Origin of the sequence: Pseudomonas sp. CBC3 (assembly GCF_037967085.1) — a bacterium.
In the GTDB taxonomy this organism is placed as follows: domain Bacteria; phylum Pseudomonadota; class Gammaproteobacteria; order Pseudomonadales; family Pseudomonadaceae; genus Stutzerimonas.
The window spans coordinates 1056095-1071109 of record NZ_JBANEO010000002.1 but is presented as its reverse complement, the minus strand read 5'-3'; the positions used below and the strand labels follow the sequence as shown (position 1 = coordinate 1071109).

The following is a 15015-nucleotide window of genomic DNA, read 5'->3' as shown; positions in this document are numbered from 1 at the left end:
GCCTGCGTTGGAATAACAAAAAAGGCTGGCCCTCCTCACGGGGGCCAGCCCTCTGTCCTGCACCCTTGGCTCAGAAGCTCAGCGCAGCGCCTATAGCAAAAGTCCGGGTGTCTTCGTCGACGGCACCGGTATCGCGTCCAGCGATCTCGAACTCGTTGAGTTCGGCGACCAACTTGAGGTTGTCATTGATATCGTGGAACAGCGCGATGCCGCGGGTTTCATAATCGGCGGCGGTGCCCAGACCGTTGCCGTCATCCTTGGTCTTACCGTACGACAGCGCAATGCGGTTCTTGCCGAAACGATAGGAGCCCTGTAGCAGGTAGCCATCGCTGTCCACCTCGCGCAGCAAGGCTTCGCCGGCGTTATTGGTGAAGAACGGGTTGATGCCTTCGGCCTGGAAGCCCGAGGCGGTCAGCGAGAAGCTGCCCATCTTCGCCTGCACGCCGTAGCCGAGGCCCTTGGAGGTCACGTCGTCGATGCTGTCGTCGGTATTGTCGGAGCTCTGCTGCATGGCGTTGATCCAGCTATAGAACTGGGTGCCGCCCAGCTCGAACTGATAAGTCACCTCGGCCTCCAGGCGCGGCTCTTCCTGATAGGCCTTGTCGAGGGTGGAGCTGGTGTCCTCGGTGGTGTCCACCGGGTCCATGATGCCGACCGCCACGCGCACACCGCTCATGACCGGGGAGCGGTAAGTAACCTGCGATGTCGGGAACGGGTACGGATAGCCGGTGCCGATGTTGCCGAAGGACACGCCGCCACCGTCCACCAGCCCCAGGGTGTCGCTGACCTGGCCATAGCCGGTGAGCATTTCGTCGAGCAGGATGTTGGAGCGGGCGAACAGGCCGAAATCCTTGCCGAACAGCACCTCGCCCCAGGCATCGTTAGACGCCGTGGCGTAGAACTGGCGAACGTCGATACCGGTTTCGGTGCCATTGGTGTCGCTGTCGTTGATGGTCACCCAGAAAGAGGAGCGACCGCCGAGCTTGAGGTCATTGACCTGCTTGCTGAAGTTGAAGCCGATGTAATTGGGCAGGAAACCCATCTTGACCCGCGACTGCTTGCGGTCAAATTGCTCGCCGGCACGATCGACATCGCTATGGACGTAGAAGGTATTGAAGTAACCGTCGGTGGAAAAACGGGTGTCGTCCTGGTCGTAAAGCACGATCTCAGCCGATGCCAATTGGCTCACCGACATGGCAACGGCACTGACCAGGGCCAGAGGCAGCAGGGTTGAAACGGCTTTCTTGTTGTTGTGCATGGCGCTCTCCGCTGTATTTGACGACAGGCAGTCGTGACGGGAGCGATTATCGAAAGGCCACCGGGGCGCACATACGCTGCGATGGCGGCGAATGGCTAGTGCTTTGGCCCTGTCATCCGTATTGCCTCCCGAGCACAGGCGGCACCGATCGGCAGCACTGGCGCTTTGGTATTACGCCGTAGCGCTTGTGGCCAAGTGGCTGCTGCATGGCTTAGGGAGTCTGGGTCCATCAGACGACCCAACATCAAGGGCAAGAACGTATCAGTCTGGCGGACGCTTCGTACTGTCCGAAGAACCGAGCGGGTACTAAGCTCGGCTCAAACAACAACAGCAGCGATTGTCATGTACCTGATCTGTGGCGAAGCCTTGTTCGATGTATTCACTGCGACCGGGGACGGCCCGAGCAACCGACTGACACTGGAGGCGGTTGCGGGCGGCTCACCCTTCAACGTCGCCGTCGGCCTTTCACGGCTTGGCGTGCCGGCAGCCTTGCTCGGCGGGATTTCCAGCGACAGCTTCGGCGAACGCCTGCGCCAGATCCTGAGTGAGGAAGGCGTGGTCGATAGCTACCTGGTGCCGTTCGAAGCACCCACCACGCTGGCGATGGTCGCGCTTGGCGCAGACGGCTCGCCGCGTTACAGCTTTCGTGGCGAAGGCTGCGCCGACCGTCTGCTCGAGGAAGCGCACCTCAAGCCGCTGAGTGACGATATCTGCGCCATTCATGTCGGCTCTTACAGCCTGGTTGTGCCGCCGATCGCCGATACCCTGCAGACGCTGGTCGCGCGTGAGAGCCACCGGCGCCTGATCTCCATGGATCCCAACGTACGCCTCAACGTCGAGCCCAGCCTGCCACGCTGGCGCGAGCGCGTCGAGGCATTCGCCAAACATGCGCACCTGATCAAGGTCAGCGACGAGGATCTCGCGTTGCTCTATCCCGGCGAGGCACCCGAGCGCATTGCCCAAGGCTGGTTGAAGGATCGCTGTGAACTGGTATTGCTGACACGTGGCCGCGAAGGCGCGCAGCTGTTCAGCCGTAAGCATGGTCAGCTCTACGCAGCCGCAAAGCCTACGGTAGTTCGCGACACCGTTGGAGCGGGCGATACCTTCCAGGCCGCGCTGTTGAGTTATCTGCATGAGCAGCGTGTCCAAACCGCAGCGGGGCTTGCCGAACTGGATCGCGAACAACTCGAGGCGATGCTCGGATTCGCTGTGCAAGCAGCGGCCATCACCTGTTCACGCACCGGGCCCGACCTGCCCTACCGATACGAAATTGACTGGCCGAATTTGGTTCAAGGTCTATAAACCATAGGTCCTGTTCCGTTTCGCCAGTCGGCCATCGTAGGGTGTGCTCCGCGCAACGGCGACGGGGGCGCAGCTCATTCCCGGCATCCGCCGTTCGGTGCGCATAGCGCACCCTACAATCGATTACGTAACGTCCAGCCCCTGACAATAATTACCCTACGGCGCAGCGTGCAATGAAAGGACTGAAGATCTCCGATCCCTCCTACGAGCTGATGGACGACCATCACGGCAACTCGCTGATCTACCGGGAGCACGGCTTCCCCTGCCCTCTGGTGCGTTGGCATAACCACAAGGAGTACGAGCTGCACCTGATCGTCGCCAGTACCGGCAAGGTATTCATTGGCGACTACGTGGGCAACTTCGGTCCGGACAGCCTGTTTCTCACCGGCCCGCATCTACCGCACAACTGGATCAGCCAGGTCGATGACGGCGAAGTCGTCGCCAAGCGAGACATGCTGGTCAATTTCACCGACGAGTTGTTCGAAGCGGGCCACAGCGTATTTTCCGAGCTGCGCAGCCTGACGCCGATGCTCGAACGCTCGCGTTATGGCATCGAGTTCCGCTGCCGCCGCACGATCACCGAGGCCGGTCGATTGATGCAGCGAGTGGCTGACAGCCGCGGCGCCACCCGTCTCGGCTATTTCCTGATCATGCTCGAACTGCTCGCCAGTTGTGAAGACTATCAACTGCTGTCCGGCACTACCTCAGCGCAGCTGGGAGATGACAACCACGCCGACCGCACCAACATGGCGGTCAACTACATCTTCGAGAACTACATGCGCGAACTGCCGCTCGAAGAAGTCGCCGGCCATCTGGGCATGAAGCCCACCTACTTCTCGCGCTTTTTCAAGCGTGCCACCGGGCGTTGCTATGTCGAGTTCGTGAACAGCCTGCGCATCAGCAAATCCTGCGAGCTTTTGCTGGACAACGAAAAGCCGGTCACCGACGTCTGTTTCGAGTCGGGATTCAACAACCTCTCCAATTTCAATCGCCGCTTCCAGCAGCTCAAAGGCATGACGCCCTCGTGTTACCGCCGCCTGGTCGAGCAGCGCCTGACGGCGCAGAACCTTGCCGGCTGATACGCCGCGCATTTCTCAAAGTGCCAGACCTAGCCCTGACACAGCTCCCACCATCCAGCTTGCGATCGCCGTCGTGGCGGGCCTGCTGCTGCATACGCGTCGGCCATGGGGCCCGATACCAGCGCCCGTGAAGGAGTGCAAGAAAGTATCGATCGCTGTGCGGTAAGGGCTTTGTCCAACGCGCCGCCGCAGCGTTGTAATGAACATGAGACGCTCGTACCGCAGTACACGAGCTACAACAAAAACAATAAGCGCTTCCACTGCCCTGGCCGTGGATAGAGGAGTTCAGGATGAGAATCGTCAAACTGCTGCTTGGCACCACTTGCTGTATTGCGATGATCGGTGCGACACACGCTGCAGAAACTCTCACGGTCGCCACCGTCAACAATGCGGACATGATCCGCATGCAGCGCCTCTCAAAGACATTCGAAAAGCAGAATCCCGAGATCGATCTCAATTGGGTCGTGCTCGAGGAAAACGTGCTGCGCCAGCGCCTGACCACTGACATCGCCACCCAGGGCGGGCAGTTCGACGTATTGACCATCGGCATGTACGAAGCCTCGCTGTGGGGTGACAAGGGCTGGCTAGCACCGATGACCGACCTGCCCGCCGCTTACGATCTCGACGATGTATTCCCCTCGGTACGCGAAGGTCTATCGGTCGACGGCACGCTCTATGCGCTGCCCTTCTATGCCGAAAGTTCGATGACCTACTACCGCACCGACCTGTTCGAGCAGGCCGGCATCGAAATGCCGGAGCGGCCAACCTGGACCCAGATGGCAGAGTTCGCCGAAAAGCTGCACAAGCCGGCAGAGGATCAGTACGGCATGTGCCTGCGCGGCAAAGCCGGCTGGGGCGAGAACATGGCGCTGGTCACCACCGTCGCCAATGCCTTTGGTGCGCGCTGGTTCGACGAGCAATGGCAGCCTGAATTCAACAGTCCCGAATGGACCAAGGCGGCTACCTTCTATGTCGATCTGCTGAGCAAATACGGTCCACCGGGCGCCTCCAGCAACGGCTTCAACGAAAACCTGGCGCTGTTCAACACGGGCAAGTGCGCCATGTGGGTCGATGCCACCGTGGCTGGCTCCTTCGTCACCGACAGCTCGCAGAGCAAGGTGGCTGACAAGGTCGGCTTCGCCTTCGCGCCGCATCAGAACACCGACAAGGGCTCGGCCTGGCTTTACTCCTGGGCGCTGGCGATTCCTACCAGCTCGCAGCAGAAGGAGGCCGCCAAGACCTTCGCCGCCTGGGCCACCTCCCAGGACTACGCCAAGCTGGTAGCTGACACCGACGGCGTCGCTAACGTGCCGCCGGGCACCCGCGAATCGACCTACAGCGAGGAGTACATGGCTGCGGCGCCGTTTGCCGAGGTCACCCTGCAATCGCTGAAGCAGGCCGATCCCGCCTCGCCGTCCGCCAAGCCGGTGCCTTATGTCGGCATCCAACTGGTGACCATTCCTGAGTTCCAGGCCATCGGCACCCAGGTCGGCAAGATGTTTGCCGCCGCCCTCACCGGGCAGATGCCAGTGGAACAGATGCTCACCGCCGTGCAGCAGTCCACCACGCGCGAGATGAAGCGCGCCGGTTATCCCAAGTAGGCAGCCGTTACCTCCCATTGAGGGCTCGCTGAGCCCTCATCGGCCCTCCTTCATCCGGAGCACGACCATGGCTACCACAACCACTGCCTTGCCCAAGGCTCCCGACACTCGCACGGACAGCGAACCGACCGAGCGCCGTCGCCGGCGGCTCGGTCCCAGCTGGTTCCTCGTAAGCCCATCCGTGGCATTACTACTGCTGTGGATGCTGGTACCGCTGTCGATGACCGTCTATTTCTCGGTCATCCGCTACAACCTGCTCTACCCGGGCGAAAACGATTTCGTCGGGCTGGAGAACTTCCATTACTTCCTGACCGACGCCGGCTTCATGCCGGGCATGACCAACACCCTGATCCTAGTCGGCAGCGTATTGCTGATCAGCGTAGTGCTGGGCGTGTTGATCTCGGCACTGCTGGAAGCGGCCGATTTCGCCGGTCGCGGGATCGTTCGCGTGCTGTTGATTTCACCGTTTTTCATCATGCCAACCGTCAGCGCGCTGGTCTGGAAGAACCTGATCTATCACCCGGTCTCGGGCATCCTCGCAGCCGTCTGGAAGTTCTTCGGCGCGCAGCCGGTGGACTGGCTGGCGCAGCATCCGCTGGCATCCATCGTGATCATCGTCTCCTGGCAATGGCTGCCCTTCGCCATCCTGATCCTGATGACCGCCATGCAGTCACTGGACCAGGAGCAGAAGGAGGCGGCGCGCCTCGACGGTGCCGGCCCCATCGCCATCTTCTGGCACCTGACGCTGCCGCACCTGGCCCGCCCGATAGCGGTAGTGGTGATGATCGAAACCATCTTCCTGCTCTCAATATTCGCTGAAATCTTCACCACCACCAGCGGCGGCCCCGGTTATGCCTCCACCAACCTCGCCTACCTGATCTACAACCAGGCGCTGTTGCAGTTCGATGTCGGCATGGCGTCGGCAGGCGGGCTGATCGCGGTGGTCATCGCCAATATCGCGGCGATCATCCTGGTGCGGATGCTCGGCAAGAATCTCACCGAGAAATACTGAGGACAGACCGATGCTGACGCTGAAACAAAGTCGCCGCCTCAACACCCTGCTGGTTGGCATGCTCGCCTGGGCGGTGGCGCTGCTGCTGTTCTTCCCGATCTTCTGGATGCTGATGACCAGTTTCAAGACCGAGATCGACGCCTTCGCCACACCACCGCAATTCATCTTCACGCCGACGCTGGACAACTACGTGCACATCCAGGAGCGCAGCGGCTATTTCAAGTACGCCTGGAACTCGGTGACCATTTCCTTCGGCGCCACCATCCTGGGCATGCTGATCGCCATTCCGGCGGCCTACTCCATGGCCTTCTTCGAGACCAAACGGACCAAGGGCACCCTGCTGTGGATGCTCTCCACCAAGATGCTGCCGGCGGTCGGGGTGCTGGTGCCGATCTACCTGCTGGCCAAGCAGTTCGGGCTGCTCGACAGCCGTACGGTGCTGATCGTCATCTACACGCTGATCAACCTGCCGATCCTGGTCTGGATGACCTACACCTACTTCAAGGACATCCCGCGCGACATTCTCGAGGCGGCGCGCATGGATGGCGCAACCCTGTGGCAGGAGATGTTTCGCGTGCTTCTGCCGATCAGCAAGGGTGGATTGGCTTCCACCATGCTGCTGTCGTTGATCCTGTGCTGGAACGAGGCCTTCTGGTCGCTCAACCTGACCTCCGCCAATGCCGCGCCGCTGACGGCGCTGATCGCCTCCTACTCCAGCCCCGAGGGCCTGTTCTGGGCCAAGCTTTCGGCCGTCTCCACCCTGGCCTGCGCACCCATTCTGATATTCGGCTGGATCAGCCAGAAACAGCTGGTTCGCGGCCTGTCGTTCGGCGCCGTGAAATAACGCCAAACCGAGAAGAACAACAGAGGATTCGAAGATGGCAAATCTGAAAATTCTTTTTTTTTTCAAGCAGAAGACGGCATACGAGATCATCAAGGGTGTCGACCTGGAAATCCGCGATGGTGAGTTCGTGGTGTTCGTCGGCCCATCCGGTTGCGGCAAATCCACCCTGCTGCGGCTGATCGCCGGCCTGGAAGAAGTCAGCAGCGGCCATATCGAGCTGGACGGCCGCGACATCACCCAGGTCAGCCCGGCCAAACGCGACCTGGCCATGGTGTTCCAGACCTACGCGCTCTATCCGCATATGACGGTGCGCAAGAACATGTCATTTGCCCTGGACCTGGCCGGGGTCGACAAGCAGGAAGTCGACCACAAGATCACCAATGCAGCGCGCATTCTCGGCCTGGAGCCGCTGCTGGAACGCAAGCCGAAACAGCTCTCTGGCGGTCAGCGTCAGCGGGTCGCGATCGGCCGCGCCATCGTGCGCAATCCCAAGGTATTTCTCTTCGACGAGCCGCTGTCCAACCTCGACGCCGCGCTACGGGTACAGATGCGGCTGGAGCTGTCGCGTCTGCATCAGGAACTGCAGGCGACGATGATCTACGTCACCCACGATCAGGTCGAAGCGATGACCCTCGCCGACAAGGTGGTGGTGCTCAACGCCGGCCGTGTCGAGCAGGTCGGCTCGCCGATGGAGCTCTATCACAGCCCGGCCAACCTCTTCGTCGCAGGCTTTCTCGGTACGCCGAAGATGGGCTTTCTCCAAGGCACAGTCGTCGGTGTACATGCCGAGGGTTGCGAGGTGGAACTGGACGCCAGGTGTCGCCTGCAACTGCCGCTGGGCGGCACGGCATTGTCCATTGGCGACCCAGTGACGCTGGGTATTCGCCCCGAACACCTCAACCGCAGCACCGACGGCAGCTGCCAGCTGGAGGTCAAGGCCGATGTCAGCGAACGTCTGGGCAGCGACACCTATTGCCACGCGCTCACTCAGGCGGGCGAGCCCCTGACCATGCGCATCCGTGGCGATTTCACACCGCGCTATGGCGAGTCACTGAAACTGACGCTCGATGCCGCCCACTGCCACTTGTTCGACAGCAAGGGACTGGCGGTCGGCCAGCCCCTACGTCAGGTGGCCTGAATCAGCTTGGGCAGGCCGCCCAAACGGCAGCCTGCCATCCGCTCCCGTGTCGCCAACCGCTATGGCAGATCCCGTAGTTCGGACGCACACGCCTATCCGTGAGACATCCAATGAAGTTGAACGAACAGAATCTGCAACGCCTGCCGGCCAACATCAAGCGCCCCGGCTATGCCCTGGAAAAGGTCAGCACCGGCATCGCCCATATCGGCGTTGGCGGTTTTCATCGGGCCCACCAGGCGGCTTATACCGATGCCCTGATGTCTACCGGTGAAGGGCTGGACTGGGGCATCTGCGGCATCGGCACCCGCCCCGAGGAAAGGACCATGCGCGACGCCCTGGCGGCGCAGGATTATATGTTCACCCTGGTGGAGCTGGATGACCGACCGGATACCGAGGTGCGGGTAATCGGCAGCATTCGCGACATGCTGCTGGTCGAGGATAGCCCGGAGGCGGTCTTGACCCGACTCGCAAATCCGGCGATCCGTATCGTCTCGCTGACCATCACCGAAGGCGGCTACTGCATGGACGAAAGCAGCGGCCAGTTCGACGCCTCGCTGCCGCAGATCCAGCACGACCTGGCCACCCCACGCGCGCCAATCAGCGTGTTCGGCCTGCTCTCTGCGGCGTTGGCCCGGCGGCGTGGCGCAGGTGTTGCGCCCTTCACGGTGATGTCCTGCGATAACCTACCGCACAACGGCGATGTCACCCGTAAGGCGCTGCTGGCCTTCGCGACGCTGGTCGATGCCGAGCTGGCCGGCTGGATCGAGCGCCACGTCAGTTTCCCCAACGCCATGGTCGATCGCATCACGCCGATGACCAGCCCCGCACATCGTCAGGCGCTGCAGGACCAGCACGGCATCGACGACGCCTGGCCGGTGGTCTGTGAGCCCTTCGTGCAATGGGTGCTGGAAGACAAGTTCGTCAACGGCCGCCCCGCCTGGGAGAAGGTCGGCGTGCAGTTCACCGACGATGTCGCGCCCTATGAGGAAATGAAACTCAAGCTGCTCAACAGCAGCCATCTGGCGCTGACCTACCTGGGCGCTCTGCGCGGCTATCGCTATGTGCACGAAACCATGGAAGACCCGTTGATCAAGCGCTACGTGCAGCGCTACATGGATGACGACGTGACGCCACAGCTGGCACCAGTGCCCGGCATCGATCTCACCCAGTACAAGCGCACACTGATCGAACGCTTCTCCAACCGCGCCATCGCCGATCAACTGGAGCGAGTCTGTTCGGATGGCTCGTCGAAGTTCTCCAAGTTCAGCGTACCGACCATCAACCAGCTGATCGCCGACAACGCCGAGCTGGATCGCGCCGCGCTGGTGATCGCAGCCTGGGCGCTGTATCTGCGGGGCGTCGATGAGAATGGCGAGCGCTACCGGATTCTCGATCCACGGCTGGTGTTCTGCCAGGCCCTGGTCGCCGAGGACGAAGGACTGGCCGAGCGTCTGCTCGGCCGCGAGGATATCTTCGGTACGCAGATCCCGCGTTCGGCTGCATTTCGGGAGGCCTTCGAGCGCAACTTGACGCTACTGCGCTCCTTGGGCGTGAACGGCACCCTCGAGCAGCTGTTGGAGGATTAGGCTCTGCTGGACCGTAGGGTGCGCTCCGCGCACCGCCGGACTTCGATGTACGTGGTGCGCGAAGCGCACCCTACATTGGGGCGGTGCCGAGCATTCGGGTACCTGCAACGGACGAAATGGCAACAGACCTTAGGAGACCCTATGTTTCTCGGCATCGATTGCGGCACCCAAGGCACCAAGGCGCTGCTGCTCGACGCCGCGACCGGAACCGTGCTGGGTGAAGGTTCGGCCAGTCATGAACTGATCAGCGGCCCTAACGGTCGCCGCGAGCAGGCGACCGAGCAATGGATCGAGGCGTTCGTGAAGGCTACGGCGGCTGCGCTGGCCCAGGCAGGGATCAAGGGAACAGCCGTGCTTGGCATTGGTGTTTCCGGCCAGCAGCATGGGCTGGTCACGCTGGACGCGGATGGCCAGGTTCTACGGCCAGCCAAGCTCTGGTGCGACACCGAATCGGCCACCGAAAACCAGCGCCTGCTGGACTGGCTGGGTGGCGAGACCGGCTCGTTGCAGCGCCTGGGTGTCGCCATCGCACCGGGTTACACGGTGTCCAAGCTGCTTTGGATGAAGGAGCAGCATCCCGCGCTGTTCGAGCGCATCGCGCACATCCTGCTACCCCATGACTACCTCAACTACTGGCTCACCGGGTGTTGTCGCAGCGAGTACGGCGATGCCTCGGGCACCGGCTACTTCAACGTGCGTACCCGCCGCTGGGATCTGGAACTGCTGCAGCATATCGACCCGAGCGGCCGGCTGGCAGCAGCACTGCCGGAGCTGATCGAAGCCCACCAACCGATCGGATCGCTACGTCCTGAACTGGCGGCGCGGCTCGGGCTGAGTCCACACGCCCTGGTGGCCAGCGGTGGCGGCGACAACATGATGGGCGCCATCGGCACCGGCAATATCGCACCGGGCGCAATCACCATGAGCCTGGGCACCTCCGGCACGCTTTACGGATATGGCAATGAACCCCGCGTCAGTTCGCAACCATCGGTCGCGGCCTTCTGCTCGTCCAGCGGTGGCTGGCTGCCGCTGATCTGCACCATGAACCTGACCAACGCCAACGGCACCATCCGCGAGCTGCTGCAGCTCGATCTAGAACAATTCAACGCACTGGTGGCACAAGCGCCCATCGGCGCGGCTGGCGTAAGCATGCTGCCGTTTCTCAACGGCGAACGCGTACCCGCCCTGCCCCAGGCCAGCGCCAGTCTGCACGGGTTGACCAGCGACAACCTCACCCGCGCCAATCTCTGCCGCGCCGTGCTCGAGAGCGTGACCTTCGGCCTGCGTTACGGCCTGGACCTGTTGCGTGACAGCGGCATCCGCAGCGAGCGGATTCGTTTGATCGGTGGCGGCGCAAAGAACCCGCTGTGGCGGCAGATCATCGCCGACGTCATGGATGCACCCGTCATTTGCGCCACGCACAGCGAGGCCGCAGCGCTGGGCGCGGCTATCCAGGCGGCGTGGTGCCATGCGCGGCAGAGCGATGCGCAGGCCAGTCTTGCCGATATTTGCGAGCGTTGTGTCAGTCTGGACGAGACGACCTCAGTCGAGCCGGAGGCCGGTGCCGTCGCAGCTTACGAGCAGGCCTATCGGCGTTATCGCAGGCTGGTGACCGGCCTCCATAATCAGCAGGCGTGACACGTTCGCGAGCAAGCTCACTCCTACACGGGCCGAGAGACGCACGATCCAGTAGGAACGAGCTTGCGCGCGAACGCTTTGTCCAATCGCCAGCGCGCCACACCAGCAGATAACCCACGCATAAAAAAGGCAAAGCCAGGGTTCATGGCTTTGCCTTTCGGTACAACCAGAGCGCGTCAACGGCTACGCAGCGCCTCGCGCGGTACGTATTTGCCCAGCTCGTGCTTGGCGATCGAGGCGCGATGTACTTCATCCGGGCCGTCGGCCAGGCGCAGGGTGCGCTGCATGGCGTACCAGTGGGCCAGCGGGAAATCTTCGGAGACGCCGGCGCCACCGTGGATCTGAATGGCACGGTCGATAACCTTCAACGCCACGTTGGGAGCGACCACCTTGATTTGGGCGATTTCGCTGGCGGCGATCTTGTTGCCCACCGTATCCATCATGTAGGCCGCGTTGAGCGTCAGCAGGCGCGCCATATTGATCTCGATCCGGCACTCGGCGATGTGATCGAAGTTGGCCCCCAGGCGCGCCAGCGGCTTGCCGAACGCCGTGCGGCTGACCGAACGCTCGCACATCAGCTTCAGCGCCCGCTCGGCGACACCCACCGAACGCATGCAATGGTGAATGCGGCCCGGGCCAAGGCGACCCTGGGCAATCTCGAAGCCACGGCCTTCGCCGAGCAGGACGTTTTCGTAAGGCACACGCACGTTCTCCAGCAACACCTCGGCGTGGCCATGCGGCGCGTCGTCGTAGCCGAACACCGGCAACGGGCGCAGCACCTTGAGACCGGGCGCATCCATCGGCACCAGGATCATCGAATGCTGCTGGTGGCGTGGCGCATCCGGGTTGGTCAGGCCCATGAAGATCATCACCTTGCAACGCGGATCGCAGGCGCCCGAAGTCCACCACTTACGGCCGTTGATCACCCACTCGTCACCCTCGCGCATAGCGCGGGCTTGCATGTTGGTGGCGTCCGAGGAGGCTACGCCCGGTTCGGTCATGCCGAAGGCCGAGCGAATCTCGCCGCGCAGCAAGGGCTCCAGCCACTGCTTCTTTTGCGCTTCGCTGCCGTAGCGCACCAGCACTTCCATGTTGCCGGTATCGGGCGCCGAACAGTTGAAGGCTTCCGGGCCAAGGCCCGAGCTACCCATGATTTCCGCCAGCGGCGCGTATTCTGTATTGGTCAATCCGGCGCCCAATTCTGATTCCGGCAGGAACAGGTTCCACAGCCCTTCGGCCTTGGCCTTGGCCTTCAGCTCCTCGACGATGGCGGTGGGCTGCCAGCGATCACCCTCGTTGACTTGCTGATAGAAGATCTTCTCGGCGGGATAGACATGCGCATCCATGAACGCCTGCACGCGCTCACGCAGCTCTTGAACCTTGGGGGAATAGGCGAAATCCATGGGCAACCTTCTTCGGATTGGACGATGTAACGAAATGCTAGTGCAGGGCTGAAGATTTACCTACGCTATTTTCCTCGTGTATAAACATTCATCACCGATATATGATCGGCGCGAATGACCCAGCCGGAGAGCTTGCGGAAATGAACCTGAACAAGGTCGATCTCAACCTGTTTATCGTCTTCGATGCCATCTATACCGAGGCGAATCTGACCCGCGCCGGGCAGATCGTCGGTATCACTCAGCCCGCCGTTTCCAATGCCTTGGCGCGGCTGCGCGAGACCTTCAACGACCCGCTGTTCGTGCGCACCGCGCAAGGCATGGTGCCGACGCCGATGGCACAGAACATCATCGGCCCGGTACGCAACGCATTGCAGTTGCTGCGCGTGTCGGTGCAGGAAAGCCGTACCTTCAATCCGCTGCAGGCAAACAAGACCTTCCGCATCAGCATGACCGACCTCACCGAGGCCGTGGTGTTGCCGCCGCTGTTTCAACGCCTGCGCCGCATGGCACCGAACGTGAAGATCGAGAGCATGCTGGCCAAGCGCCGCGAGACCACCAAGGAGCTGGCGGCTGGGCGCCTGGACTTCGCCATGGACGCGCCACTAAATACCGACCCGCAGGTGCGTCACGTCAAGCTGCTCGAGGACAGCTATGTCTGCGCGATGCGCCGCGGCCATCCGCTGGCGAAAGACAAACTGAGCGTCGAGGAATACCTATCGCTGTCGCACATTCATATCTCAAGCCGGCGCAGCGGTTTGGGCATGGTCGATCTGGCTCTGGGTAAGATGGGGCTGCAGCGCAAGATCGCCCTGCGCTCGCAGCATTACATGATGGCTACTCAGGTCATTCAGCACACCGATATGGCGGTGACCGTGCCGGAGCGTTTCGCCCGCCGCCACGACCTGCATCAGGTACCGCTGCCGGTGGATATTCCACCGCTGGAAACGCACATCTACTGGCACGAAAGCACGGATCAAGACCCGGCCAACCGCTGGATGCGCGAACAGATGATCGAGATCGCCCAGCAGGTCACGGCGGCGCAGCAGGCCGACTGATCTGTTGATGATGCCGGCAAGCGCAATGCCTGCCGGTTCAGTTTTCAGGCGCTTTCGCGCATCACCACTTCGAACCCCACATCGATCCGCCGTTGCGTTGGCGTTTCGCCGCGCATCAGGCTGAGCAGCATCTGCCCGGCCAGCGTGCCGATCTCGCCACGGATGGTGCGTACAGTCGTCAGCGCCGGGTGCATCCAAGCGGCGGCTGGCAGGTCGTTGAAACCGGCAATGGCCAAGCGCCCAGGAACGGCCAGCTGCAACTGGCGGGCACGGAATAGTGCCCCCAGCGCCAGGTCGTCGTTATTGAAGAAGATCGCATCGATGCCTGGCTGCTGGGCCAGTAGCCTGTCCAGCAGTTCGGCGCCAAGGCCGATGGAGGATACCTCCGGCGTCAGCAGCTCCAGCGCGGGGTCGTAGCGGGTGGCCTCGCGCATCGCCTGCCGATAACCTTCGGCACGCTGCAGGGTACGCGGATCGAGCTGCGCAGCGGCGAAGGCGATAGTGCGGTAACCACGCTCGAGCAGCTTGCGGGTCATTGCTGCGCCTGCTTCGTACTGGGAAAAACCGACGCAATAGTCCTCGTCCGCATCGCTCAGCTCCATCAGCGTAACGATGGGGCTGGTGTAGCTGCCCAGCACTTCGCGCGCGGCATCGCTGCGCTGGAAGCCGGTGACCAGAAGTCCCGCCGGCTGATGGGCCAGATACGCACGCAACAGGCGCTCGTCTTCCTCCGGACGGTAGTGACTAACGCCGATCATCAGCTCATACCCGGCCGGCATCAGGACTCGCTGAACCGCCTCGACGGTATCGACGAACACGGCGTTCGACAGTGAAGGGATGATCACAGCTACTAGATTCGAGCGCGCGCTGGCGAGGCTTCGCGCCGCGGTATGCGGCACGTAACCCAGCGCTTTGACCGCAGCCACGACGCGCTCGCGCAGCGCATCGGACACTCGCTCCGGTTGCGACAGCGCACGCGAAGCGGACATCAATGAACAACCAGCACTGCGAGCCACATCAGACAAAGTGACCCGCTCCAACGAGCGACGGCGACGAGAACTCATAGCGGGATCCAGCGACGAGAGGCGTGAATTCTACC

Annotated in this window: 12 protein-coding genes; 9 read left to right on the top strand and 3 right to left on the bottom strand. The window is 62.0% G+C overall.

Going from position 1 to position 15015, the window contains the following annotated elements:
* Positions 1-70 precede the first annotated feature (70 nt).
* A complete protein-coding gene (locus V6943_RS12120; RefSeq protein ID WP_340553602.1) occupies positions 71-1258 on the bottom strand; it encodes a porin in 1188 nt (395 codons plus the stop codon).
* A gap of 342 nt (positions 1259-1600) precedes the next feature.
* Between V6943_RS12120 and V6943_RS12115 the strand changes: the two genes are divergently transcribed.
* The 8 genes from V6943_RS12115 to xylB all read left to right on the top strand — a co-directional run bounded on the left by V6943_RS12115 (position 1601) and on the right by xylB (position 11458).
* Positions 1601-2560, top strand: coding sequence for a carbohydrate kinase family protein (locus V6943_RS12115; RefSeq protein ID WP_340553601.1), 960 nt, complete (start codon positions 1601-1603; stop codon positions 2558-2560).
* A gap of 173 nt (positions 2561-2733) precedes the next feature.
* Positions 2734-3639, top strand: coding sequence for an AraC family transcriptional regulator (locus V6943_RS12110; protein WP_340553600.1), 906 nt, complete (start codon positions 2734-2736; stop codon positions 3637-3639).
* A 335-nt stretch (positions 3640-3974) separates the two neighbouring features.
* The gene (locus tag V6943_RS12105) at positions 3975-5240 is read left to right on the top strand and encodes an ABC transporter substrate-binding protein (RefSeq protein WP_340553736.1); all 1266 of its coding nucleotides are present in this window, start codon (positions 3975-3977) and stop codon (positions 5238-5240) included.
* Between the two features lie 67 nt (positions 5241-5307).
* A complete protein-coding gene (locus V6943_RS12100) occupies positions 5308-6252 on the top strand; it encodes a carbohydrate ABC transporter permease (protein WP_340553599.1) in 945 nt (314 codons plus the stop codon).
* A gap of 10 nt (positions 6253-6262) precedes the next feature.
* Positions 6263-7096, top strand: a complete 834-nt coding sequence (locus tag V6943_RS12095; protein WP_340553598.1) for a carbohydrate ABC transporter permease — start codon at positions 6263-6265, stop codon at positions 7094-7096.
* 34 nt (positions 7097-7130) lie between these two features.
* On the top strand, positions 7131-8234 hold the full coding sequence (locus tag V6943_RS12090; protein ID WP_340553597.1) for an ABC transporter ATP-binding protein: 1104 nt from the start codon (positions 7131-7133) through the stop codon (positions 8232-8234).
* 110 nt (positions 8235-8344) lie between these two features.
* Complete coding sequence (locus tag V6943_RS12085; RefSeq protein ID WP_340553596.1) at positions 8345-9820, top strand: mannitol dehydrogenase family protein; 1476 nt, start codon at positions 8345-8347, stop codon at positions 9818-9820.
* Positions 9821-9961: 141 nt separating this feature from the next.
* Positions 9962-11458, top strand: a complete 1497-nt coding sequence (gene xylB / locus V6943_RS12080; protein WP_340553595.1) for a xylulokinase — start codon at positions 9962-9964, stop codon at positions 11456-11458.
* 176 nt (positions 11459-11634) lie between these two features.
* Here the strand turns inward: xylB and V6943_RS12075 are convergent, their stop codons facing one another.
* A complete protein-coding gene (locus V6943_RS12075; RefSeq protein WP_340553594.1) occupies positions 11635-12861 on the bottom strand; it encodes an acyl-CoA dehydrogenase in 1227 nt (408 codons plus the stop codon).
* Positions 12862-13001: 140 nt separating this feature from the next.
* Here V6943_RS12075 and V6943_RS12070 point away from each other — a divergent pair, with 140 nt between their 5' ends.
* Positions 13002-13916 (top strand): LysR family transcriptional regulator, encoded by a 915-nt coding sequence (locus V6943_RS12070; protein WP_131648699.1) that lies wholly within the window; start codon positions 13002-13004, stop codon positions 13914-13916.
* 44 nt (positions 13917-13960) lie between these two features.
* On the opposite strand, the gene V6943_RS12065 is transcribed toward V6943_RS12070, so the two are convergent.
* Entirely contained in the window at positions 13961-14980 is a 1020-nt protein-coding gene (locus V6943_RS12065; protein ID WP_340553593.1) for a LacI family DNA-binding transcriptional regulator, read from the bottom strand.
* Between the last annotated feature and the right edge of the window lie 35 nt (positions 14981-15015).